This window comes from Leclercia adecarboxylata, assembly GCF_035787115.1.
Taxonomy (GTDB): Bacteria; Pseudomonadota; Gammaproteobacteria; order Enterobacterales; family Enterobacteriaceae; genus Enterobacter; species Enterobacter adecarboxylatus_E.
The window spans coordinates 930637-952890 of record NZ_JALKTL010000001.1; the positions used below are offsets into that span (position 1 = coordinate 930637).

Genomic DNA, 22254 nt, shown 5'->3' on the forward strand with positions numbered 1-22254 from the left:
TTTTCTCTCGCCAGATCGATAATTCTAGTCGTCTTAAAACGTAATACAGGTCGCGCCCTGCTCTGCGCCGGAGAGGTTCTCGCGTAACGCGCTGAACATTTCGCGTCCCGTTCCCACGCGCGATGCGCTCAGGTCAGGAATATGCGGCTTACGTGCGGCAAGTACCGCCTCATCCACCAGTAAGGTCAACTCACCTGTCTGACCGTTAACGCGGATGATGTCGCCATCGTACACTTTTGCCAACAGTCCACCGTCGTAAGCTTCCGGGGTGACATGAATGGCTGAAGGCACTTTACCCGATGCGCCGGAGAGACGTCCATCGGTAACTAACGCAATTTTGAAACAGCGGTCCAATAATACACCAAGTGGCGGCATTAGTTTATGTAATTCTGGCATTCCGTTCGCTTTTGGCCCCTGATGACGGACAACAACGACGCAATCTTTATCCAGCAGACCGGCTTCAAACGCTGGCAGAACGTCATGCTGGCTTTCGAACACCACCGCCGGCGCTTCGATAATCTGGTTTTCCACCGGGACCGCAGAGGTCTTCATCACCGCACGGCCCAGGTTGCCGTTCAGCACTTTGGTACCGCCGTGATGGGAGAAAGGCTTGTCGAAGGTGGCGATCACGCTATCATCCAGCGAAGCCTGCGCTCCTTCACGCCAGTCCAGCTCGCCGTCGTTCAGCCAGGGTTCCAGGGTATAGCGCTTCAGGCCAAAACCGGCCACGGTGTTGACGTCTTCATGCAGCAGACCGCCTTTCATCAGCTCGCGCATCAGAACCGGTACGCCGCCCGCGGCCTGGAAGTGGTTGATGTCGGCGGAACCATTCGGGTACAGACGGGTCATCAGCGGAACCACTTCTGACAGATCGGAGAAATCATCCCAGTTGATCTGGATCCCGGCTGCGCGCGCCATCGCCACCATATGCATGGTGTGGTTAGTGGAACCGCCCGTTGCCAGCAGGGCCACGATGCCGTTGACCACCACTTTTTCATCCACCATTTTACCAAGCGGCATCCACTCGTTGCCGTTACCGGTCAGGCGGGTTACCTGGCGGGCAGCGGCAGCAGTCAGCGCTTCGCGCAGCGGGGCGTCAGGATGGACAAACGACGAACCCGGCAGCTGCATTCCCATAAATTCCACCACCATCTGGTTGGTGTTGGCGGTGCCGTAGAAGGTACAGGTGCCCGGCGCATGGTAGGAGGCGGCTTCGGACTCCAGCAGCGCCATGCGGTCAACTTTGCCTTCGGCATATAGCTGGCGAATACGCACTTTCTCTTTATTGGCGAGGCCGCTGGCCATCGGGCCTGACGGCACAAACAGCGCGGGCAGATGACCAAACGACAGCGCCGCCATCGTCAGGCCCGGGACAATCTTGTCGCACACGCCGAGATACAGCGCGCCGTCAAACATGTTGTGCGATAACCCTACCGCCGTGGACATGGCGATCACTTCGCGGCTCAGCAGCGACAGTTCCATGCCGTCCTGTCCCTGGGTTACGCCGTCGCACATGGCAGGCACCCCACCCGCCACCTGCCCTACCGCATTGGCCTGGTGCAGCGCCTTGCGAATGATATCCGGGTAGGTTTCGTACGGCTGGTGTGCCGAGAGCATGTCGTTATAGGAGGTGATGATTGCGATATTGTTACGCAGCATGCTTTTCAGCGAGGCTTTGTCTTCCGGCTGGCAGGCGGCAAAGCCGTGCGCCAGGTTACCGCAGGCCAGCTGCGAACGATGGACCGTATCGGACTTCGCCTGTTGGATGCGAGCGAGGTAGGCAGAACGGGTCTGTTTCGAACGCTCGATAATGCGCTGTGTTACCCGTAACAAAGTCGAATTCATAGAAGCTCCTGTCATTTATCTGTCCGCGCTCTGGAATTAACAAAGCGTTTAGCTGGCGATAACATCGCTGAAACGCTTGATTGCCGGAGCTCTGGGGCAATATCGCTGCAGGCAGTGTAATAAAAAAAGCCCCGGGTGGAAATCCACCCGGGGCTTGAATGATTAAATATTGCACGCTGGCCTGAGCCAGATCATGTTACCGGTAAAATACCACGTAGGGATTAGCGGCTGACCTTACTCAAACTCGTTCCAGGAGCGGCCATCGCGGGTGATCATCGCCACCGAGGCCACCGGACCCCAGGTGCCCGCCTGATACGGTTTCGGTGCATCCTGATCCGCAGCCCAGGCTTCGGTGATGGAGTCGACCCATTTCCATGCTTCTTCCACTTCATCACGGCGCACGAACAGAGCCTGGATACCGCGCATGGTTTCCAGTAGCAGACGTTCGTAGGCATCCGCCAGATGGGTCTGGTTGAAGGTCTCGGAGTAGCTCAGATCCAGCTTGGTGGTCTGCAGATTGTGTTTATGGTCCAGGCCAGGAACTTTGTTCAGCACCTGAATGTCCACACCCTCGTCCGGCTGCAGACGGATGGTCAGTTTATTCTGTGGCAGCTCCTGCCAGGACTCTTTGAACAGGTTGAGTTCCGGGTTTTTGAAGTAGACCACCACTTCAGAGCATTTAGCAGGCAGACGTTTACCGGTACGCAGGTAGAACGGAACCCCCGCCCAGCGCCAGTCATCAATATCCACGCGGATCGCCACAAACGTCTCGGTGTTGCTGGATTTGTTCGCGCCCTCTTCTTCAAGGTAGCCAGGGACTTTTTTGCCCTGCGCAAACCCGGCGGTGTACTGACCGCGGACCGTTTTCTCACGGACATTAGAACGGTCAATACGACGCAGTGACTTCAGTACTTTCACTTTCGCGTCGCGGATGCTGTCGGCAGAGAGATCCGACGGCGGAGACATGGCAATCATGCAGAGAACCTGCAGCAGGTGGTTCTGGATCATGTCGCGCATCTGACCCGCCTGGTCAAAGTAACCCCAGCGCCCTTCGATACCGACCTCTTCCGCCACCGTGATCTCAACATGATCGATGGTGCGGTTATCCCAGTTATTCACAAACAGGGAGTTCGCAAAGCGCAGCGCCAGCAGGTTCAGCACCGTCTCTTTGCCGAGATAATGGTCGATACGGTAAACCTGGCACTCTTCAAAGTACTCGCCGACCTGGTCGTTGATTTCGCGGGAGGTCGCAAGGGAGGTCCCCAGCGGTTTTTCCATCACTACGCGCGCTGGCTTGGCGTTCAGATTCGCTTCGCCCAGCCCTTTGCAGATGGCTCCAAAGGTGCTTGGCGGCATGGCGAAGTAGTTGATGGTGACGCGATTTTGTTGATCGAGCATTGCGCTCAGATTGGCAAATGCCGACGTGTCGTTGACGTCGAGATTGCAGAAATCGAGACGTCCGCTCAGCTTATCCCACAAACTTTCATCGATTTTTTCTTTCATGAAAGTTTCCAGCGCTTCGCGCACAACCCTGGTATACGCGTCTTTATCCCAGTCCGCACGGCCCACGCCCAGGATGCGGGTGTCCGGGTGGATTTGGCCCGCTTTTTCCAGTTGATACAGGGAAGGCAGCAATTTACGGCGTGCAAGATCGCCTTTCGCGCCGAAAATGACCAGGTCACATGCCTGGGCTGTTTGCGTTACCGCCATGTCACTCTCCTCAGTTGGATATCCTGGTGCTTTTGCCAGAATATCGTTGTAATTTTATTACAATGCACTGTACTGCTTTTACGTCATTCCCGAAACCATTTGCGCTTATCCTCCCGTGCGATACCGCGATATTTCGCACAGGGATGGCATCAGCCAGCTTAATGACGGTGAAACAGGTGAAACTTTGTTCTGCCAGGCCGTTGCTAAAATCCGACAGCGATCAAGTAATGAAAAAAAACAACAACATTTTTTTCAACGTTTGACCTTTTCGGCATATCACAGGCGTATATTCTTGCTAATTCGAATCGCGATTTCACCCATTTATGAAATCGCTTCCACCGATGAGCGCCGTGTTAATAATGAACATGCTGGAAAAAATCCAGTTTCAACTGGAACACCTTAGCAAATCCGAGCGGAAAGTGGCTGAAGTAATTCTCGCTGCCCCCGCCCAGGCCATTCATTCCAGCATTGCCGCTCTGGCGCAGGAGTCAGGGGTCAGTGAACCGACCGTTAACCGGTTCTGTCGCAGCATGGAAACGCGTGGCTTCCCTGATTTTAAACTGCATCTGGCGCAAAGTCTGGCTAACGGTACACCCTATGTGAACCGCAATGTCGATGAAGACGACAGCGTGGAGGCCTACACCGGCAAGATTTTCGAATCCGCCATGGCGACGCTGGATCAGGTTCGCCAGTCGTTGGATATGCCCTCAGTTAACCGTGCTGTTGATCTGCTGACCCAGGCAAAGAAAATTGCCTTTTTTGGCCTTGGTTCTTCCGCTGCTGTCGCCCACGATGCGATGAACAAATTTTTTCGTTTCAACGTCCCGGTTATCTACTCCGACGACATCGTGCTGCAACGCATGAGCTGTATGAATTGTAACGAAGATGACGTGGTGGTTCTGATATCGCATACTGGCCGCACCAAAAGTCTGGTCGAACTGGCCCAGCTGGCGCGTGAAAACGATGCCATGGTGATCGCCCTTACCACCACCGGTACCCCTCTGGCGCGTGAAGCGACGCTTGCGATCACGCTCGATGTGCCGGAAGACACCGATATCTATATGCCGATGGTGTCGCGTCTGGCACAGCTCACCGTCATTGATGTACTCGCTACCGGCTTTACCCTGCGCCGTGGGGCGAAATTCAGAGATAACTTGAAGCGCGTCAAAGAAGCGCTAAAGGAATCGCGTTTTGATAAAGAGTTATTCATCAAGGGTGACGTTCCCTGAGCGTCGATGACAAAGTTGTTACTTTTTTCGGCATTCGGTAAGTTTGCTGTTGTTATAAAGACGGACAACGTGCCGAATCATCGTTCACGCAACACCAGGTTGTTTTAGACAACGGAGTATTACATGTCCAGAAGGCTTCGCAGAACCAAGATCGTTACTACCTTAGGCCCGGCTACTGACCGCGATAATAACCTTGAGAAAATCATCGCCGCAGGCGCCAACGTAGTGCGTATGAACTTCTCTCACGGTACGCCGGAAGATCATAAATTACGTGCAGACAAGGTCCGTGAGATCGCGGCAAAACTGGGACGTCACGTCGCTATCCTCGGTGATTTGCAGGGTCCAAAAATCCGTGTATCCACCTTCAAAGAAGGCAAAGTATTCCTCAATATCGGCGACAAGTTCCTGCTTGACGCCAACCTGAGCAAAGGCGAAGGCGATAAAGAGAAAGTCGGTATCGACTATAAAGGGCTCCCAGCCGACGTGGTGCCGGGCGACATCCTGCTGCTCGACGACGGTCGCGTACAGCTGAAAGTGCTCGACGTTCAGGGCATGAAGGTCTTTACCGAAGTGACCGTTGGCGGCCCGCTCTCCAACAACAAAGGTATAAACAAGCTGGGTGGCGGCCTTTCTGCCGAAGCCCTGACTGAAAAAGACAAAGCTGACATCATCACCGCCGCAGAAATCGGCGTTGACTACCTGGCCGTCTCCTTCCCGCGCTGCGGCGAAGATCTGAACTATGCCCGCCGCCTTGCGCGCGACGCAGGTTGCGATGCCAAAATCGTCGCTAAAGTCGAACGTGCGGAAGCAGTCTGCAGTCAGGACGCCATGGACGACATTATTCTGGCGTCTGACGTAGTGATGGTGGCCCGTGGTGACCTGGGCGTTGAAATTGGCGACCCTGAACTGGTCGGGATCCAGAAAGCACTGATCCGCCGCGCACGCCAGCTTAACCGTTCCGTGATCACCGCGACCCAGATGATGGAGTCGATGATCACCAACCCAATGCCGACCCGTGCCGAAGTCATGGATGTCGCCAACGCCGTGCTCGACGGCACCGATGCCGTAATGCTGTCCGCCGAAACCGCTGCTGGTCAGTATCCGGCTGAGACCGTAACCGCGATGGCACGTGTCTGCCTGGGTGCCGAGAAGATCCCAAGTATCAACGTCTCCAAGCACCGTCTGGACGTGCAGTTCGACAACGTGGAAGAAGCGATTGCGATGTCCGCCATGTATGCGGCTAACCATCTTAAAGGCGTGACCGCGATCATCACCATGACCGAATCTGGCCGTACCGCGCTGATGACCTCCCGTATCAGCTCCGGTCTGCCGATCTTCGCCATGTCCCGTCATGAGCGCACCCTGAACCTGACCGCCCTCTATCGCGGCGTGACCCCGGTATTCTTCGACAGCAATAACGACGGCGTGGCTGCGGCCAATGACGCCGTCAACCTGCTGCGCGACAAAGGCTATCTGGTTTCCGGTGATATCGTCATCGTGACTCAGGGCGACGTGATGAGCACCATTGGCTCGACCAACACCACCCGCGTGATGACCGTCGAATAATCAGGCGGCTGTGCCGGGTGGCGCTACGCTTACCCGGTCTGGATTACGCTTCCCTCTCCCCTTTGGGGAGAGGGTCAGGGTGAGGGAATTTTTTATTTCTTTGGATAGAGCTCTTTGCGCTTATACGGCTCTTTCTCGCCGGGCTTGCGCGTCTTCAGCAGCTTCAGGATCCAGGTGTACTGCTCCGCATGCGGTCCCACCAGAATCTCCACCTCTTCGTTCATCCGGCGCGCAATAGTATGGTCGTCTGCCGTCAACAGGTCATCCATTGGCGGGCGTACTTCAATGGTCAGGCGATGGGTTTTGCCGTCGTAAATTGGAAATAACGGAATAACCCGCGCGCGGCATACCTTCATCAAGCGGCCAATCGCGGGCAGCGTCGCTTTATAGGTAGCAAAGAAATCGACAAATTCGCTGTGTTCCGCCCCGTGATCCTGATCGGGCAGATAGTAACCCCAGTAGCCCTGACGCACAGACTGAATAAAGGGCTTAATGCCGTCATTGCGGGCATGGAGGCGTCCGCCAAAACGACGACGCACGGTATTCCAGACATAATCAAAAACCTTATTGCCCTGGTTGTGGAACATGGCCGCCATTTTCTGACCCTGAGAGGCCATCAGCATCGCCGGAATATCCACGCCCCAGCCGTGAGGCACCAGGAAGATCACCTTTTCGTCATTGCGACGCATCTCTTCGATAATCTCCAGCCCTTTCCAGTCGACACGGTCGATCACTTTTTCCGGTCCGCGTAACGCCAGCTCGCCCATCATTGCCATCGCCTGCGGCGCGGTAGTGAACATTTCATCAATGATGGCTTCACGCTCTGCCTCGCTCTTTTCCGGGAAGCAGTAAAAGAGGTTTATCTGCGCGCGTCGGCGGGCGCTTTTACCCAGCTTGCCTGCCAGACGCCCCACTTTACCGAGCAGCGGGTCGCGTACGGATGCCGGGAGCATCGCCAGACCCGCAAACGCATAGACGCCCAGCCAGGCGCCCCAGAAACGCGGATGACGAAAGGATTTCTCAAATTCAGGAATGTATTCACTGTTGTTCTTTTTGGTTTCCATGCTTTTTCCAGGGCGGGTGATGCTTAAAAGAGTGATGCGTTAGTTTAGCGAGGCCACCTGCAACGCACAAAAGAAAAAGCCGGTGCAGTTACGCACCGGCTTTTACGCTGCAGGATTAATTTAACGTAAGCTGCGGAGTAACCTCTTTAACCTGCGCCAGGTAATCCCTGCGGTCTTTGCCGGTCAGCCCTTCGGTACGCGGCAGTTTCGCCGTTAACGGGTTAACCGCCTGCTTGTTGATCCACACCTCATAATGCAGATGCGGGCCAGTAGAACGGCCAGTATTGCCCGACAACGCGATACGGTCGCCACGTTTCACCTTCTGACCCGGCTTCACCAGCAGCTTACGCAGGTGCATGTAACGGGTGGTGTAGGTCCGGCCGTGACGCACGGCGACGTAATAGCCTGCGGCGCCGCTGCGTTTTGCCACAACCACTTCGCCGTCACCGACGGCGAGAACAGGGGTCCCCTGCGGCATAGCGAAGTCCACCCCACGATGCGGCGCAACGCGGCCGGTCACCGGGTTCAGACGGCGCGGGTTGAAGTTCGAGGAGACACGGAACTGTTTTGAGGTCGGGAAGCGTAAAAAGCCTTTTGCCAGACCGGTACCGTTACGATCGTAGAATTTGCCGTCTTCGGCGCGGATGGCGTAATAATCTTTACCATCCGAGCGTAAACGTACCCCGAGCAACTGGCTCTGTTCACGCTTGCCGTCCAGCATTTCACGGGACATCAGCACCGAGAAGGCATCGCCTTTTTTCAGCTTGCGGAAGTCCATTTGCCACTGCATGGCTTTGATCACCGAGCTAATTTCACCGCTGGTCAGGCCCGCGTCACGCGCGCTGGCAACAAAACTTCCGCCGCTTAAGGTGCCTTTGATAGCGCTGTTAATCCAGTCGCCCTGCTGCATCTCGCTGCTCATTTTGAAACCGTTTTCAACGCGATCGTAGGTGCGTGTTTCACGGCGGGAGACTTCCCATGTCAGGCGCTGTAAGTCACCGCTATCGGTCAGGGTCCAGGAGATCTGTTGGCCAATTTTCAGGTTTCGCAGATCTTTATCAGCCGCAGCAAGCCGACTGATTTCGCCCATATCGATACCGTACTGATTCAGCACGCTGCTTAAGGTATCGCCCGTTGACACGACATACTCGTGTACGCCCACTTCAGCTTCGGTTTTTTCGTCCAGCTCATCCTGCGGGATGGCTTCTTCTTCCTGTGGAGCCTGGTCAATAGGTTCGCTGGCCTCGGGAAGCAGCGAACGGATTTCGCTCTTTTCAAGCTCGATGGTTCTGATAACAGGTGCAGTGTTAGGGTGATAAACATAGGGTCGCCAGACGGCGACCGCTAAGGTGAGAACTGTAAGCGACCCCAGCATGACGCGGTGGGGCCGGGGCAGATTGTTAAATGCCAGGGCGACAGAGCGGGCTATCTGTTGCACGTAATCACTTCCTCGTTAATCTCCTTTCAGGCAGCTCGCATACTGGTTCGCCAGTTGGCTGAGGAACTGCGAATAGCTCGCTTTGCTCAACTGGATAGAGGTTCCAAGTGGGTCCAGGGTGCCCATACGCACGGACGTTCCCCTTGCCACGGCTTCAACGACCGCTGGCCTGAACTGTGGCTCAGCAAAAACGCAGGTCGCTTTTTGCTCAACCAACTGTGTTCTGATTTCATGTAAACGCTGCGCACCGGGTTGAATTTCTGGATTCACGGTGAAGTGGCCAAGCGGCGTGAGACCGTAGTGTTTTTCGTAGTAGCCGTAGGCATCATGAAAAACGAAATATCCTTTACCTTTCAATGGTGCGAGCTCGGTACCCACCTGCTTGTCGGTTGCGGCAAGTTGTGCCTCAAAATCCTTCAGGTTGGCGTCTAGTTTGGCTCGACTTTGCGGCATAAGTTCCACTAATTTTTCATGGATTGCAACCGCGGAAAGTCGTGCTATTTCTGGTGAGAGCCAGAGGTGCATGTTGTATTCACCGTGATGGTGATGCTCGTCACCTTTTTCACCGTCGCCATGGTCATGATCGTGGTCATGATCGTCATCATCGGCCCCTTTCATAAGCAGCGGTTTCACACCTGCAAGGCCAGAGATGTTAACCTGTTTAGACTCAGGTAACTGACTCGCTGACTTCTGCATGAAAGCTTCCATTTCCGGACCGATCCAAACAACTAAGTCCGCGTTTTGTAAGCGTTTTACATCTGAAGGGCGCAGGGAATAGTCGTGCTCTGACGCGCCATCAGGCAGTAAAACCTGGGTTTCCGTCACGCCATCCGCGATGGCGGAGGCGATAAAACCGAGCGGTTTAAGCGAAGCGACGACGGCGGCGTTAACATCTTGTGCTGTTGAACCCCAAAGGGCAGCGGATAATGCTGCGAAAAGAAGCGTATTTTTCTGTAACATAATGCGACTAATCATCGTAATGAACATGTGGAATGTGATATTATAACATTCGATGACTTCTGCAAGCATAAATTGATATGACGACTTTGGTTTCTCTCGAAAATATTTCAGTTTCATTTGGCCAGCGCCGCGTCCTCTCTGACGTTTCGCTGGATCTGAAACCCGGCAAAATTCTGACCTTGCTCGGCCCGAATGGTGCCGGTAAATCCACGCTGGTGCGGGTTGTACTTGGCCTGGTAGCACCCGACACCGGCCTTATCAAGCGTGACCGCCAGCTGCGTATTGGCTACGTTCCTCAGAAGCTGCATCTGGACGCCACGCTGCCGCTGACGGTCAGCCGTTTCCTGCGACTGCGTCCCGATACGCGTAAAGACGATATTCTTCCGGCGCTCAAGCGGGTGCAGGCGGGACATCTCATCGACGCGCCCCTGCAAAAGCTCTCCGGGGGTGAAACCCAGCGCGTACTGCTGGCCCGCGCGCTGCTGAATAAACCGCAGCTGCTGGTGCTTGATGAGCCCACTCAGGGCGTGGATGTCAACGGTCAGGTTGCCCTGTACGACCTGATCGATCAGCTGCGTAAAGAGCTGGACTGCGCCGTCCTGATGGTGTCCCACGACCTGCATCTGGTGATGGCGAAAACGGACGAAGTGCTTTGTCTGAACCATCACATCTGCTGCTCCGGCACACCGGAGGTGGTCTCCATGCACCCTGAGTTTATCTCAATGTTTGGCCCTCGCGGCGCCGAACAGCTGGGGATTTATCGCCACCACCATAACCATCGCCATGATTTGCAGGGCCGCATTGTCCTGCGCCGGGGAAACGGTAACTCATGATTGAATTATTACTGCCCGGCTGGCTGGCCGGGATGATGCTCGCCTGCGCGGCGGGTCCACTGGGCTCGTTTGTGGTCTGGCGCCGTATGTCTTACTTCGGCGATACGCTGGCACATGCTTCTCTGTTGGGTGTGGCCTTTGGTTTACTGCTGGATGTAAATCCGTTCTATGCGGTAATTGCGGTGACGCTGCTGCTGGCGGCGGGCCTCGTGTGGCTGGAAAAACGCCCCCACCTGGCAGTGGATACGCTGCTCGGGATCATGGCCCACAGCGCCCTGTCGTTGGGTCTGGTGGTGGTGAGCCTGATGTCTAATATCCGCGTGGATCTGATGGCCTATCTGTTTGGCGATCTGCTGGCGGTGACGCCGGACGACCTGATCGCCATCGCTATCGGGGTGGTGATTGTCCTGGCTATCCTGCTGTGGCAGTGGCGCAGCCTGCTGGCGATGACCATCAGCCCGGATTTAGCCTTTGTTGATGGCGTGAAGCTACAGCGTGTAAAACTGCTGCTGATGCTGGTTACCGCGCTGACCATTGGCGTGGCAATGAAGTTTGTCGGGGCGTTGATTATTACGTCGCTGCTGATTATCCCCGCCGCCACCGCGCGTCGTTTTGCCCGCACGCCGGAGCAGATGGCTGGTGTGGCCGTGGGGGTGGGGATGATCGCAGTGACCGGCGGGTTAACCTTCTCAGCGTTATATGACACCCCTGCCGGTCCGTCAGTGGTGCTGTGCGCGGCTGTACTGTTTATCTTCAGTATGATGAAGAAGCCTGCCAGCTGATTGCGTTATCTCCTCTCCCGCCGGGAGAGGAGAATGCGTTTACGGCATCTCCGGCGGCGTAATGCCAAAGTGTTCCCAGGCTCTTACCGTCGCCATACGTCCGCGCGGCGTACGCTGCAAAAAGCCCTGCTGGATCAGGTAGGGCTCCAGTACATCTTCGATGGTTTCACGCTCTTCGCCAATCGCCGCCGCCAGGTTATCCAGCCCGACCGGCCCGCCAAAGAATTTATCCAGTACCGCCAGCAGCAGCTTACGGTCCATATAGTCAAACCCTTCGGCATCCACATTCAGCATATCCAGCGCCTGGGCGGCGATCTCATGCGAAATGGAGCCGTCATGCTTCACCTCGGCGAAATCACGCACCCTACGCAGCAGGCGGTTGGCGATACGCGGCGTACCGCGGGAGCGCTTCGCCACTTCAAAGGCCCCCTCTTCGCTCATCTCCAGCCCCATGTAGCGCGCGCTACGACTCACAATGTGCTGGAGATCGGGCACCTGATAAAACTCAAGGCGCTGTACGATGCCGAAACGATCGCGCAGCGGCGAGGTTAACGAGCCCGCGCGGGTGGTGGCGCCAATCAGGGTGAAGGGCGGCAGATCGATTTTAATCGAGCGTGCCGCCGGGCCTTCGCCAATCATGATATCCAGCTGGTAGTCTTCCATCGCCGGATAGAGCACCTCTTCCACCACCGGAGACAGGCGGTGGATCTCATCGATAAACAGCACATCATGGGGCTCAAGGTTGGTCAGCATCGCCGCCAGATCGCCCGCCTTTTCCAGCACCGGGCCGGAGGTGGTGCGCAGATTCACGCCCATCTCGTTGGCGACGATATTGGCGAGGGTGGTTTTCCCAAGCCCCGGAGGGCCGAAAATTAACAGGTGATCGAGGGCATCGCCGCGGAGCTTCGCCGCCTGGATAAAGATCTCCATCTGCGAGCGCACCTGCGGCTGGCCAATATACTCATCCAGCAGCTTCGGGCGGATAGCCCTGTCCACCAGATCATCTGCCTGAACGCTGCCTGCCGAGACCAGACGGTCTGCTTCAATCATCCTTTACCTCACAATGCGGCGCGTAGCGCTTCACGAATCAGGGTTTCACTGGTGGCGTCCGGTTTAGCCACTTTGCTAATCATCCGGCTCGCTTCCTGAGGTTTATAGCCCAGCGCCACAAGCGCGGCAACCGCTTCCTGTTCCGCATCGTCTGTTGTCGGGCCGGCCGGTGAGGTCAGCACCAGGTCGGCTGCCGGGGTAAACAGATCGCCATGCAGACCTTTAAAGCGATCTTTCATCTCGACAATCAGGCGCTCGGCCGTTTTCTTACCAATGCCCGGAAGTTTAATCAGGGCGGCGGGATCTTCTCGCTCAACGGCGTTAACAAATTGTGGTGCCGACATCCCGGAGAGGATCGCCAGCGCCAGTTTTGGTCCCACGCCGTTGGTTTTAATCAGCTCTTTAAACAGGGTACGTTCCTGCTTATTGTTAAAGCCAAACAGTAGCTGGGCATCTTCACGCACCACAAAGTGGGTAAAGACTATTGCTTCTTTACCCGCATCCGGCAATTCATAGAAGCAGGTCATCGGCATATGCACTTCGTAGCCCACGCCTGCGGCCTCTAGCAGAACTATCGGGGGTTGTTTTTCTAAGATGATGCCTCTGAGTCTGCCTATCACGTGACGCTCCTGCGTTAAGGGCTAAAAGTTTCCGCTGCCATAATAAAAAAAGGCTGGATAAACATCCAGCCTGATTTTTACATTTAGCGCAATCGGCCGCGGGCCAGATTAAGACGCGATTCGCTCATCTGCACCGCATTCTGACTGATATGGCAATGCGTGATGGCGATCGCCAGGGCATCGGCGGCATCCGCCTGCGGATTGGCGGGCAGCTTAAGCAAGGTACGTACCATGTGCTGCACCTGACTTTTTTCGGCACTGCCAATCCCCACTACGGTCTGCTTGACCTGCCGCGCGGCGTATTCGAACACCGGCAGATCCTGGTTCACCGCCGCGACTATCGCCACGCCGCGTGCCTGGCCGAGCTTCAGCGCTGAGTCGGCGTTCTTGGCCATAAACACCTGTTCGATGGCGAAATAGTCCGGCTGGAACTGGGTGATGATCTCCGTCACGCCCGCGTAGATAAGCTTCAGGCGCGAAGGAAGGTCGTCCACTTTAGTGCGAATACACCCGCTGCCCAGGTAGGTCAACTGTCGCCCCACCTGGCGGATAACGCCATAACCGGTGATGCGTGAGCCCGGGTCAATACCGAGGATAATCGCCATCACGCCGCTCCGGTTACTGTTTTACGTTTGGCCATTACAGCGTAGCCGCAACCTCGTCGGAGATTTCACCGTTGTGGTACACTTCCTGCACATCGTCGCAATCTTCAAGCATATCGATCAGACGCAGCAGTTTTGGTGCGGTTTCCGCATCCATGTCCGCTTTGGTGGACGGGATCATGGAGACTTCAGCCGTGTCCGCTTTCAGACCAGCGGCTTCCAGCGCATCACGCACCGCGCCCATCTCTTCCCACGCGGTATAGACGTCAATCGCGCCGTCGTCATAGGTCACAACGTCTTCTGCACCGGCTTCCAGCGCCGCTTCCATGATCACGTCTTCGTCGCCTTTCTCGAAGGAGATCACGCCTTTTTTGCTGAACAGGTAGGCCACGGAACCATCGGTACCCAGGTTGCCACCGGTTTTAGTAAAGGCATGGCGCACTTCGGCCACGGTACGGTTACGGTTGTCGGACAGACACTCAACCATTACCGCTGTACCACCAGGACCGTAACCTTCATAAATGATGGTTTCCATGTTCGCGTCTTCATCGCCGCCTACGCCACGGGCGATAGCACGGTTCAGGGTGTCACGGGTCATGTTGTTGCTCAGCGCTTTATCGATTGCTGCGCGCAGACGCGGGTTAGAACCGGCATCGCCGCCGCCCAGACGTGCTGCGGTGACCAGTTCACGAATGATTTTGGTAAAGATCTTACCGCGTTTGGCATCCTGTGCCGCTTTGCGGTGCTTGGTGTTGGCCCACTTACTATGACCTGCCATAAAAAAACTCTCCAAAAAGCGCGCCCTCTCAGGCGGCGTTAATTACAAATTCTTCAATCGCCTGCCGGTTGCTCCACGACTTGGTTAACGCTGCCGCTTCGGCCGCATTAACCCAGCGGTAGGTCAAATGTTCGGTGAACACGATCTCCCGCTCGTGGGGAAGCGCAAGGCAGAACCAGGATTCTGTGTTGCGTTCGGTCCCCGGCGCATAGCGATGACGTAAATGGCTGAAAATTTCAAAATCCACCGTGCGCTGACAGTCCTTCAGGGTCAGTTGCTCTTGAGCAACATCTATCGTGACCTCTTCCTTTACTTCGCGCGCGGCGGCCTGCAACGCGGTCTCTCCCTCCTCCAGGCTGCCGGTAACCGACTGCCAGAAGGCGGGATCGTCGCGTCGCTGCAACATCAGCACCCGTTTCGTATCCTGCGCATAAATGATAACCAGAACAGAAACGGGAAGCTTATATGCCATATCAGTTTTTCTCTTCCTTTTTCACCACTTCGATACCCAACTCGCTTAAGGAGGCCGGGTTAGCGAAGCTTGGTGCTTCGGTCATCAGACACGCAGCGGCGGTGGTTTTCGGGAAGGCGATAACATCACGAATGTTGTCGGTACCGGTCAGCAGCATGGTCAGGCGATCCAGACCAAAGGCCAGGCCTGCGTGCGGCGGAGTACCGTACTTCAGAGCATCCAGCAGGAAGCCAAACTTCTCGCGCTGCTCTTGTTCGTTAATGCCCAGAATGCCAAACACGGTCTGCTGCATTTCGCCGCTGTGGATACGCACGGAACCGCCACCCACTTCGTAGCCGTTAATGACCATGTCGTAGGCGTTTGCCACCGCGTTTTCCGGTGCCGCTTGCAGTTCCGCCGCGCTCATCTCTTTTGGCGAGGTGAACGGGTGGTGCATAGCGGTCAGGCCGCCTTCGCCGTCGTCTTCGAACATCGGGAAGTCGATAACCCACAACGGCGCCCATTTGGCTTCGTCAGTCAGGTTCAGATCTTTGCCCAGCTTCAGACGCAGTGCGCCCAGCGCGTCGGCAACCACTTTCTTGTTGTCCGCGCCGAAGAAGATCATGTCGCCGTCCTGGGCTTCGGTACGCGCCAGAATAGATTCGACGATCTCAGCGTTGAGGAACTTGGCGACCGGGCTGGTAATGCCTTCGATGCCTTTCGCCCGCTCGGTGACTTTGATGTAAGCCAGGCCTTTCGCGCCATAAATCTTGATGAAGTTGCCGTAATCGTCAATCTGCTTACGGCTCAGGCTCGCACCACCCGGTACGCGCAGTGCGGCCACGCGGCCTTTCGGATCGTTAGCGGGGCCAGAGAAGACAGCGAACTCCACCGCCTTCAGCAGGTCGGCCACGTCTACCAGCTCCATCGGGTTACGCAGGTCAGGTTTGTCTGAGCCGTAGCGACGCTCGGCTTCGGCGAAGGTCATGATCGGGAAGTCACCCAGATCCACGCCCTTCACGTCCAGCCACAGGCTGCGCACCAGCGCTTCCATCACTTCACGTACCTGTTCAGCGGTCATGAAGGAGGTCTCGACGTCGATCTGGGTAAATTCTGGCTGACGGTCAGCACGCAGATCTTCGTCGCGGAAGCATTTAACGATCTGATAGTAACGGTCAAAGCCGGACATCATCAGCAGCTGTTTGAACAGCTGAGGAGACTGTGGCAGCGCATAGAATTTGCCTTTATGCACGCGGGACGGCACGAGGTAGTCACGCGCGCCTTCCGGGGTCGCTTTGGTCAGCATCGGGGTTTCGATATCGAGGAAACCGTGATCGTCCATAAAGCGGCGCACCAGGCTGGTGATTTTCGCACGGGTTTTCAGGCGCTGGGCCATTTCCGGACGACGCAGGTCGAGATAGCGGAATTTCAGACGCGCTTCTTCGGTATTGACGTGGTTGGAGTCCAGCGGCAGCGATTCGGAACGGTTAATAATAGTCAGATCGGTCGCCAGCACTTCAATTTCGCCGGTCGCCATGTCGCTGTTGATGTTTTTCTCGTCACGCGCACGCACGGTACCGGTCACCTGGATGCAGAACTCATTACGCAGTTCAGCTGCCAGCTTTAACGCATCGGCACGATCCGGATCGAAAAATACCTGCACGATGCCTTCACGGTCGCGCATATCGATAAAGATAAGGCTGCCAAGATCACGACGACGGTTGACCCAACCACACAGGGTCACCTGCTGTCCGACGTGGGACTGACGCAGCTGCCCGCAATATTCTGTACGCATGAGATATCCCTTAACTTAGCCGCAGGCTACTATGTCGCAGCTTTCTGTATGTCAAACTGGATGAAAAAAGGCGGCTATTATACTGGAAATTCCGCCAGACGATAAGAGAGAAGCGCGCCAGACGCGCGTTTGCTGCTCGCATCTTGCATATTCTCACAAAATTTAACAAAAATATCAGACCTGGAACATGCTGGCTCAGCGTAAGGTATTAGCAAGGCTTACTATTTAACAGGAAAAACCATGTTCACACTCGACGCCGCCCGTACCGCCCTTGTGGTGATTGATTTACAGGAAGGGATCCTGCCCTTTGCCGGTGGGCCGCATACCGCCCAGGATGTGGTCAGCCGCAGCGCACGTCTGGCAGAAAAATGCCGCGCCAGCGGTTCGCCGGTGGTAATGGTCCGCGTAGGCTGGTCCGCCGATTTCGCCGAGGCGCTTAAGCAGCCGGTGGATGCGGAGACTCCGGCCCATGCGCTGCCGGAAAACTGGTGGCACTACCCGCTGTCACTCGGTAAACGCGACAGCGATATCGAAGTGACCAAACGCCAGTGGGGTGCGTTCTACGGCACCGATCTTGAATTACAGCTGCGTCGTCGCGGCATCGATACCATTATTCTGTGCGGCATCTCCACCAACATTGGCGTCGAGTCCACCGCGCGCAACGCCTGGGAGCTGGGCTTTAACCTGGTGATCGCCGAAGATGCATGCAGCGCGGCCTCGGCCGACCAGCACCTGGGCAGCATGACGAATATCTTCCCGCGCATTGGCCGGGTACGCAGCACCGATGAGATTATCAACGCACTATGATCTATCTGGGGTTACCCCAATGGTCGCACCCGAAATGGGTGCGACTGGGCATAACCGGTCTTGAAGAGTATGCCCGCCACTTTAACTGTGTGGAGGGCAATACCACGCTATATGCCCTGCCTAAAGCGGAGGTGGTTGCGCGCTGGCGGGAACAGACCGGCGACGACTTTCGTTTCTGCTTCAAATTTCCGGCCACCATCTCCCATCAGGCCGCGCTGCGTAACTGCGACGATTTAACCGCAGAGTTTTTCAGCCGGATGTCGCCGCTGGCCAACCGCATCGGCCAGTACTGGGTGCAGTTACCCGCCACCTTTGGCCCGCGCGATCTGCCCGCACTCTGGCAGTTTCTCGACGCCCTGCCCCGGGAATTTACCTACGGCGTGGAAGTGCGCCATCCTGAGTTTTTCATGAAAGGCGACGCGGAGAAGGCGCTCAATCGCGGTCTGCATGAGCGCGGGGTGAATCGAACCATTCTCGACAGTCGCCCCGTTCACGCCGCGGTGCCGCACAACGAGGCCATCATCGATGCGCAACGCAAAAAACCGAAGGTACCGGTGCATGCGGTAATCACCGCCAGCAACCCGATGGTGCGCTTTATCGGCAGCGATAATATGCCGCAAAACCAGGCGCTGTTTGCCGTCTGGCTGCAGACCCTGGCGAAGTGGGAACAGTCCGCCACGCCGTATCTTTTTTTACATACTCCCGATATTGCTCAGGCGCCGGAACTGGTCGATGCTCTCTGGCAGGCCTTGCAGGCCGTGGCGCCGTCGATTGGCGAGGCCCCTGCGATCCCGCAGCAATCTTCTCTTTTCTGAACTCAGCCCCTATCATATGAAGTGCCATCTGCCAAAAAACAGGGAGTTTGTATGGTTTGCGCGCTGTATGCGGTGCTGGGTGCGTTACTGTTAATCAAGTTTTCGTTCGATATTGCGCGCCTGCGGATGTTGTACCGCGTCTCTTATGGTGACGGGGGGTTCTCTGAGCTGCAAACCGCGATCCGCATTCATGGCAATGCGGTGGAATATCTCCCGGCGGCACTCATATTACTGTTGTTTATGGAAATGAACGGCGCAGAGACCTGGATGGTGCATGTTTGCGGCCTGCTGCTGATTCTGGGGCGCCTGATGCACTATTATGGCCTGCATCAACGCCTGTTCCGCTGGCGCCGCTCCGGCATGAGCGCAACCTGGTGTTCGCTTGTGCTAATGGTGCTGGCTAACCTGTGGTATATGCCGTGGGAGTTGGTTTTCTCCCTGCATTAGCGCACAATATGCCCCTTTATTTTTCCCGGATTTTTTACGTTATGTCAGATCGCGACACGCTTTTTTCTGCGCCTATCGCCAGTCTGGGCGACTGGACCTTTGATGAACGGGTAGCCGAAGTCTTCCCGGATATGATCCAGCGCTCGGTTCCAGGCTACTCCAATATCATCTCCATGATCGGCATGCTGGCGGAACGTTTTGTTCAGCCGGACACACAGGTCTACGATTTGGGATGCTCGCTGGGCGCGGCCACGCTGTCGGTTCGTCGTAACATCAGGCACGACAACTGCAAGATTATCGCCGTGGACAACTCTCCGGCAATGGTGGAACGCTGCCGTCGTCATATCGATGCCTGGAAAGCGCCAACCCCGGTTGAGGTGGTCGAAGGCGATATCCGCCATATCGACATTAAAAACGCCTCTATGGTGGTGCTGAATTTTACCCTGCAATTCCTGGTGCCCGAAGATCGTCAGCTGTTGCTGGACAAAATTTATCAGGGGTTGAACCCCGGCGGCGCGCTGGTGCTGTCGGAAAAGTTCAGCTTCGAAGATGCCACCGTCGGCGAGCTGCTGTTCAACATGCACCACGATTTCAAACGTGCCAACGGCTACAGCGAGCTGGAAATTAGCCAGAAGCGCAGCATGCTGGAAAACGTGATGCTGACCGATTCGGTTGAGACTCATAAAGCCCGTCTGCAGCAGGCTGGATTCCAGCACAGCGAGCTGTGGTTCCAGTGCTTCAACTTTGGCTCACTGGTGGCGCTGAAGGGCGGTAACGCATGATCGATTTCGGTAACTTTTATCAGCTGATCGCCAAAAACCATCTCTCCCACTGGCTGGAAACGCTGCCCGCGCAAATCGCCGCCTGGCAGCGTGAGTCGCTGCACGGTCAGTTTAAGCAGTGGAAAAACGCGGTAGAGTTTTTACCGGAGATGACCCCATACAAACTGGATCTGCTGCACAGCGTCACCGCCGAGAGCGAACAGCCGCTGAGCGAAGGCCAGATGCTGCGTCTCGAAAATCTGATGCGTAACCTGATGCCGTGGCGCAAAGGGCCGTTTTCCCTGTACGGCATGCAGATCGATACCGAATGGCGTTCAGACTGGAAGTGGGATCGCGTGCTGCCGCATCTCTCCGATTTAACCGGGCGTACCATTCTGGATGTCGGTTGCGGCAGCGGCTATCACATGTGGCGCATGATCGGCGCAGGTGCCCATCTGGCGGTGGGCATCGATCCAACCCAGCTGTTCCTCTGCCAGTTCGAAGCCGTGCGCAAACTGTTGGGCAATGACCAGCGCGCGCACCTGTTACCGCTGGGCATTGAGCAACTCCCTGCCCTGGCGGCGTTCGACACGGTCTTCTCAATGGGCGTGCTCTATCATCGCCGCTCTCCGCTGGAGCACCTCTGGCAGCTGAAAGATCAGCTGGTCAACGGCGGTGAGCTGGTGCTGGAGACGCTGGTAGTAGAAGGCGATGAGAACACCGTGCTGGTGCCGGGCGATCGTTATGCCCAGATGCGTAACGTCTACTTTATTCCGTCGGCGCTGGCGCTGAAAAACTGGCTGGCGAAGTGTGGTTTTGTCGATATTCGCATCGCGGATGTTTGCCCCACTACCACCGATGAGCAACGCCGCACCGGGTGGATGACCACCGAATCGCTGGCCGAGTTCCTCGATCCAAACGATCGGACGAAAACCATTGAGGGTTATCCGGCACCGGTCCGTGCGGTGTTGATTGCCACCAAACCGTGATTTCCCCTCACCCTACCCCTCTCCCCATAGGGGAGAGGGAACAGTACAGTGTCGGCGTGCAACAGACAAAAAAAGACCCCTGTTGAAATTGCAGGGGCCTGGTACAAACAAGCATCATATTGGGCGACATGATGCGCGGTAAAAACGGGTTTCAGCGGCGATACGCTTCAATTATCGCCTTCATCCGGGCTACCGATTCTCCTTCTACGCCATAGCGGGAATATTCATCCGCTTCAGCATCTGTTGACATCGATAACCCTGTATTGCGGTAGCGCATGGGTGATGGCCACCATCGGCCTGCCGAGCTGTGCAGCTCTTCTACCCCTGCCTGTAAAAACGTCTCCAGGTTGGCGGCGCGAACGCCAGCACCCGCCATTATTATTGGAACACCTGATTGTGCTTTTAGTTCCTTAATTAATGAAATACCTTTTTCAGCGGAGGACCGTTGGCCGGAGGTCAGCACCCGTGCCACACCCAGTTCCGTGAGATTTTCAAAGGCTTGCAGCGGATCTACGCACATATCGAAGGCGCGATGAAAAGTTACCGCCATCCCTCCTGCCGCAGCCATAATCTGGCGCATACGCGGCATATCGATATGGCCGTCCTCATCCAGCAGACCGGTCACCAGCCCCGGGTAACCCAGGTCACGCACCAGGGCGATATCATCGAGCATGGCGTTAAACTCGCCGCTGCTGTAGCAAAAATCCCCGCCGCGGGGCCGGATAATCGGGTGAACCGGGATACTCACCGCCTGACGCACCGATTTCAGCACGCCATAAGAGGGGGTCAGCCCGCCCTCTTTCGGGGCGGCGCAGAGTTCAATACGATCGGCGCCATGCGCCTGCGCGGTCAGGGCACACGCCATGCTGTAACAGCAGATCTCCAGCAATGCCACGAAACCTCCTTATATCCTGTTGGGTTTTGCATCATGCCATGCCGCCTGGCCCGCGACACGGCGTCAGTTCACAACTCTTTCGCTTTATTCTTCACTGGCGACAATCTGCTCAATTGTCCAGGGATGAAACTTTACCGTCACGCTGCCGTCAGTGACCGCCAGGGTCGGATTCGGCAGACGCTCACGCTCCCCTTTCGGCGAGCTGGTTTTGACAAAAATTCCGGGCTGACTGAGTCCATCATCAGATAACAGCGCCAGGGCGCGGGCATTCAGGGTTTCCGGGTCGCCGGGCAGGACGATTTCGATATGCTCCCAGCCTTCGTGGGGGTAGCGTTTTTCACCCGGCCATGGCAGCTCCACCACCTCAAAACGCCAGTGGGCAACGCACACCGGCTCATGCAGCTTAAAAAGACAGATGGAACGGCCATTGATGATGTTTTCCGAGAGCAGCTCGCCGCACTGCTCAAACCCTCGCCGCCAGCGATCCGCGGTGGCATTCTGGTGGCAGCGCAGGGAGATGTGGTCCGCCGCGAGCGGGGTGATATCCAGCCCCAGGCGAGCGGAGAGCGCCGTAAAGGCGTCGGTGAAACGCGGTAAATCGGCTGCAATGTCCTGCAGCTCGTCAACAGATTGCCAGTTCGCCATCATTAATACTCTTATCGTCATGCAAAAGCGTTAATTTACTCTGTTGCCAGCCTGCGACCAACCGCTGTTTTGAGCCAGTGCTGACGGCAACGGGCAATTGCAGTATACTCCCGGCCTAAATTCGTTAACGGGCGCGGCAGCATGATGGCCCGCGTCAAAAATGTAAGGTATC

Annotated in this window: 22 protein-coding genes; 9 read left to right on the forward strand and 13 right to left on the reverse strand. The window is 56.2% G+C overall.

The window, feature by feature from the left end; all coding sequences use genetic code 11:
- Window positions 1–33: 33 nt before the first annotated feature.
- A complete protein-coding gene (gene edd / locus MXM41_RS04460) occupies window positions 34–1845 on the reverse strand; it encodes a phosphogluconate dehydratase (protein WP_325930120.1) in 1812 nt (603 codons plus the stop codon).
- 234 nt (window positions 1846–2079) lie between these two features.
- The gene (zwf, locus tag MXM41_RS04465) at window positions 2080–3555 is read right to left on the reverse strand and encodes a glucose-6-phosphate dehydrogenase (protein ID WP_325930121.1); all 1476 of its coding nucleotides are present in this window, start codon (window positions 3553–3555) and stop codon (window positions 2080–2082) included.
- Between the two features lie 323 nt (window positions 3556–3878).
- Between zwf and MXM41_RS04470 the strand changes: the two genes are divergently transcribed.
- Both MXM41_RS04470 and pyk read left to right on the forward strand, forming a co-directional pair.
- Window positions 3879–4784, forward strand: coding sequence for a MurR/RpiR family transcriptional regulator (locus tag MXM41_RS04470; protein WP_325930122.1), 906 nt, complete (start codon window positions 3879–3881; stop codon window positions 4782–4784).
- A 123-nt stretch (window positions 4785–4907) separates the two neighbouring features.
- On the forward strand, window positions 4908–6350 hold the full coding sequence (gene pyk, locus MXM41_RS04475; RefSeq protein WP_325930123.1) for a pyruvate kinase: 1443 nt from the start codon (window positions 4908–4910) through the stop codon (window positions 6348–6350).
- 92 nt (window positions 6351–6442) lie between these two features.
- On the opposite strand, the gene lpxM is transcribed toward pyk, so the two are convergent.
- The 3 genes from lpxM to znuA form a co-directional block, all read right to left on the reverse strand.
- Window positions 6443–7414: a lauroyl-Kdo(2)-lipid IV(A) myristoyltransferase gene (gene lpxM, locus MXM41_RS04480; RefSeq protein WP_325930124.1), complete on the reverse strand. Its 972-nt coding sequence runs from the start codon at window positions 7412–7414 to the stop codon at window positions 6443–6445.
- Window positions 7415–7529: 115 nt separating this feature from the next.
- Window positions 7530–8852 (reverse strand): murein DD-endopeptidase MepM, encoded by a 1323-nt coding sequence (gene mepM, locus MXM41_RS04485; RefSeq protein ID WP_325930126.1) that lies wholly within the window; start codon window positions 8850–8852, stop codon window positions 7530–7532.
- 15 nt (window positions 8853–8867) lie between these two features.
- Window positions 8868–9812, reverse strand: a complete 945-nt coding sequence (znuA, locus tag MXM41_RS04490; RefSeq protein WP_325930855.1) for a zinc ABC transporter substrate-binding protein ZnuA — start codon at window positions 9810–9812, stop codon at window positions 8868–8870.
- A 77-nt stretch (window positions 9813–9889) separates the two neighbouring features.
- Here znuA and znuC point away from each other — a divergent pair, with 77 nt between their 5' ends.
- Both znuC and znuB read left to right on the forward strand, forming a co-directional pair.
- Window positions 9890–10645 (forward strand): zinc ABC transporter ATP-binding protein ZnuC, encoded by a 756-nt coding sequence (znuC, locus tag MXM41_RS04495; RefSeq protein ID WP_325930127.1) that lies wholly within the window; start codon window positions 9890–9892, stop codon window positions 10643–10645.
- On the forward strand, window positions 10642–11427 hold the full coding sequence (gene znuB / locus MXM41_RS04500) for a zinc ABC transporter permease subunit ZnuB (protein ID WP_325930129.1): 786 nt from the start codon (window positions 10642–10644) through the stop codon (window positions 11425–11427). The genes znuC and znuB overlap by 4 nt, the downstream gene beginning before the upstream one ends.
- 39 nt (window positions 11428–11466) lie before the next feature.
- On the opposite strand, the gene ruvB is transcribed toward znuB, so the two are convergent.
- From ruvB to aspS, 6 genes are all read right to left on the reverse strand, one after another.
- Window positions 11467–12477, reverse strand: coding sequence for a Holliday junction branch migration DNA helicase RuvB (ruvB, locus tag MXM41_RS04505; protein WP_325930130.1), 1011 nt, complete (start codon window positions 12475–12477; stop codon window positions 11467–11469).
- 8 nt (window positions 12478–12485) lie between these two features.
- Window positions 12486–13097, reverse strand: coding sequence for a Holliday junction branch migration protein RuvA (gene ruvA, locus MXM41_RS04510; RefSeq protein ID WP_325930131.1), 612 nt, complete (start codon window positions 13095–13097; stop codon window positions 12486–12488).
- Window positions 13098–13180: 83 nt separating this feature from the next.
- Entirely contained in the window at window positions 13181–13702 is a 522-nt protein-coding gene (ruvC, locus tag MXM41_RS04515) for a crossover junction endodeoxyribonuclease RuvC (RefSeq protein WP_103180064.1), read from the reverse strand.
- A 34-nt stretch (window positions 13703–13736) separates the two neighbouring features.
- Window positions 13737–14477 (reverse strand): YebC/PmpR family DNA-binding transcriptional regulator, encoded by a 741-nt coding sequence (locus MXM41_RS04520; protein ID WP_325930132.1) that lies wholly within the window; start codon window positions 14475–14477, stop codon window positions 13737–13739.
- A 28-nt stretch (window positions 14478–14505) separates the two neighbouring features.
- Complete coding sequence (nudB, locus tag MXM41_RS04525; RefSeq protein ID WP_325930133.1) at window positions 14506–14949, reverse strand: dihydroneopterin triphosphate diphosphatase; 444 nt, start codon at window positions 14947–14949, stop codon at window positions 14506–14508.
- Between the two features lies 1 nt (window position 14950).
- Window positions 14951–16723 carry an aspartate--tRNA ligase gene (gene aspS, locus MXM41_RS04530; RefSeq protein WP_325930134.1) on the reverse strand — a complete coding sequence of 591 codons (1773 nt, stop codon included), beginning with the start codon at window positions 16721–16723 and terminating at the stop codon, window positions 14951–14953.
- A 240-nt stretch (window positions 16724–16963) separates the two neighbouring features.
- Here aspS and MXM41_RS04535 point away from each other — a divergent pair, with 240 nt between their 5' ends.
- The 5 genes from MXM41_RS04535 to cmoB are packed head-to-tail and all read left to right on the forward strand — an operon-like array spanning window position 16964 to window position 20542.
- Window positions 16964–17530 carry a hydrolase gene (locus tag MXM41_RS04535; RefSeq protein ID WP_325930135.1) on the forward strand — a complete coding sequence of 189 codons (567 nt, stop codon included), beginning with the start codon at window positions 16964–16966 and terminating at the stop codon, window positions 17528–17530.
- On the forward strand, window positions 17527–18345 hold the full coding sequence (locus MXM41_RS04540) for a DUF72 domain-containing protein (protein ID WP_325930137.1): 819 nt from the start codon (window positions 17527–17529) through the stop codon (window positions 18343–18345). Before MXM41_RS04535 ends, MXM41_RS04540 begins: the two co-directional genes overlap by 4 nt.
- Window positions 18346–18396: 51 nt before the next feature.
- A complete protein-coding gene (locus MXM41_RS04545; protein WP_103180070.1) occupies window positions 18397–18792 on the forward strand; it encodes an MAPEG family protein in 396 nt (131 codons plus the stop codon).
- A 41-nt stretch (window positions 18793–18833) separates the two neighbouring features.
- Window positions 18834–19574: a carboxy-S-adenosyl-L-methionine synthase CmoA gene (gene cmoA, locus MXM41_RS04550; protein WP_325930143.1), complete on the forward strand. Its 741-nt coding sequence runs from the start codon at window positions 18834–18836 to the stop codon at window positions 19572–19574.
- Window positions 19571–20542, forward strand: a complete 972-nt coding sequence (cmoB, locus tag MXM41_RS04555; protein WP_325930145.1) for a tRNA 5-methoxyuridine(34)/uridine 5-oxyacetic acid(34) synthase CmoB — start codon at window positions 19571–19573, stop codon at window positions 20540–20542. The genes cmoA and cmoB overlap by 4 nt, the downstream gene beginning before the upstream one ends.
- A 151-nt stretch (window positions 20543–20693) precedes the next feature.
- On the opposite strand, the gene cutC is transcribed toward cmoB, so the two are convergent.
- Together cutC and MXM41_RS04565 are read right to left on the reverse strand one after the other, a co-directional pair.
- Window positions 20694–21437, reverse strand: coding sequence for a copper homeostasis protein CutC (cutC, locus tag MXM41_RS04560; RefSeq protein WP_325930147.1), 744 nt, complete (start codon window positions 21435–21437; stop codon window positions 20694–20696).
- An 84-nt stretch (window positions 21438–21521) separates the two neighbouring features.
- Complete coding sequence (locus tag MXM41_RS04565) at window positions 21522–22082, reverse strand: VOC family protein (protein WP_325930149.1); 561 nt, start codon at window positions 22080–22082, stop codon at window positions 21522–21524.
- Between the last annotated feature and the right edge of the window lie 172 nt (window positions 22083–22254).

What these genes read in the sequence shown, in the direction of transcription:
- edd (WP_325930120.1), bottom strand. Translation starts at nt 1,845, where the DNA reads ATGAATTCGACTTTGTTACGGGTAACACAGCGCATTATCGAGCGTTCG.
- zwf (WP_325930121.1), bottom strand. Translation starts at nt 3,555, where the DNA reads ATGGCGGTAACGCAAACAGCCCAGGCATGTGACCTGGTCATTTTCGGC.
- MXM41_RS04470 (WP_325930122.1), top strand. Translation starts at nt 3,879, where the DNA reads ATGAAATCGCTTCCACCGATGAGCGCCGTGTTAATAATGAACATGCTG.
- pyk (WP_325930123.1), top strand. Translation starts at nt 4,908, where the DNA reads ATGTCCAGAAGGCTTCGCAGAACCAAGATCGTTACTACCTTAGGCCCG.
- lpxM (WP_325930124.1), bottom strand. Translation starts at nt 7,414, where the DNA reads ATGGAAACCAAAAAGAACAACAGTGAATACATTCCTGAATTTGAGAAA.
- znuA (WP_325930855.1), bottom strand. Translation starts at nt 9,812, where the DNA reads ATGTTACAGAAAAATACGCTTCTTTTCGCAGCATTATCCGCTGCCCTT.
- znuC (WP_325930127.1), top strand. Translation starts at nt 9,890, where the DNA reads ATGACGACTTTGGTTTCTCTCGAAAATATTTCAGTTTCATTTGGCCAG.
- znuB (WP_325930129.1), top strand. Translation starts at nt 10,642, where the DNA reads ATGATTGAATTATTACTGCCCGGCTGGCTGGCCGGGATGATGCTCGCC.
- ruvB (WP_325930130.1), bottom strand. Translation starts at nt 12,477, where the DNA reads ATGATTGAAGCAGACCGTCTGGTCTCGGCAGGCAGCGTTCAGGCAGAT.
- ruvC (WP_103180064.1), bottom strand. Translation starts at nt 13,702, where the DNA reads ATGGCGATTATCCTCGGTATTGACCCGGGCTCACGCATCACCGGTTAT.
- MXM41_RS04520 (WP_325930132.1), bottom strand. Translation starts at nt 14,477, where the DNA reads ATGGCAGGTCATAGTAAGTGGGCCAACACCAAGCACCGCAAAGCGGCA.
- nudB (WP_325930133.1), bottom strand. Translation starts at nt 14,949, where the DNA reads ATGGCATATAAGCTTCCCGTTTCTGTTCTGGTTATCATTTATGCGCAG.
- aspS (WP_325930134.1), bottom strand. Translation starts at nt 16,723, where the DNA reads ATGCGTACAGAATATTGCGGGCAGCTGCGTCAGTCCCACGTCGGACAG.
- MXM41_RS04535 (WP_325930135.1), top strand. Translation starts at nt 16,964, where the DNA reads ATGTTCACACTCGACGCCGCCCGTACCGCCCTTGTGGTGATTGATTTA.
- MXM41_RS04540 (WP_325930137.1), top strand. Translation starts at nt 17,527, where the DNA reads ATGATCTATCTGGGGTTACCCCAATGGTCGCACCCGAAATGGGTGCGA.
- MXM41_RS04545 (WP_103180070.1), top strand. Translation starts at nt 18,397, where the DNA reads ATGGTTTGCGCGCTGTATGCGGTGCTGGGTGCGTTACTGTTAATCAAG.
- cmoA (WP_325930143.1), top strand. Translation starts at nt 18,834, where the DNA reads ATGTCAGATCGCGACACGCTTTTTTCTGCGCCTATCGCCAGTCTGGGC.
- cmoB (WP_325930145.1), top strand. Translation starts at nt 19,571, where the DNA reads ATGATCGATTTCGGTAACTTTTATCAGCTGATCGCCAAAAACCATCTC.
- MXM41_RS04565 (WP_325930149.1), bottom strand. Translation starts at nt 22,082, where the DNA reads ATGGCGAACTGGCAATCTGTTGACGAGCTGCAGGACATTGCAGCCGAT.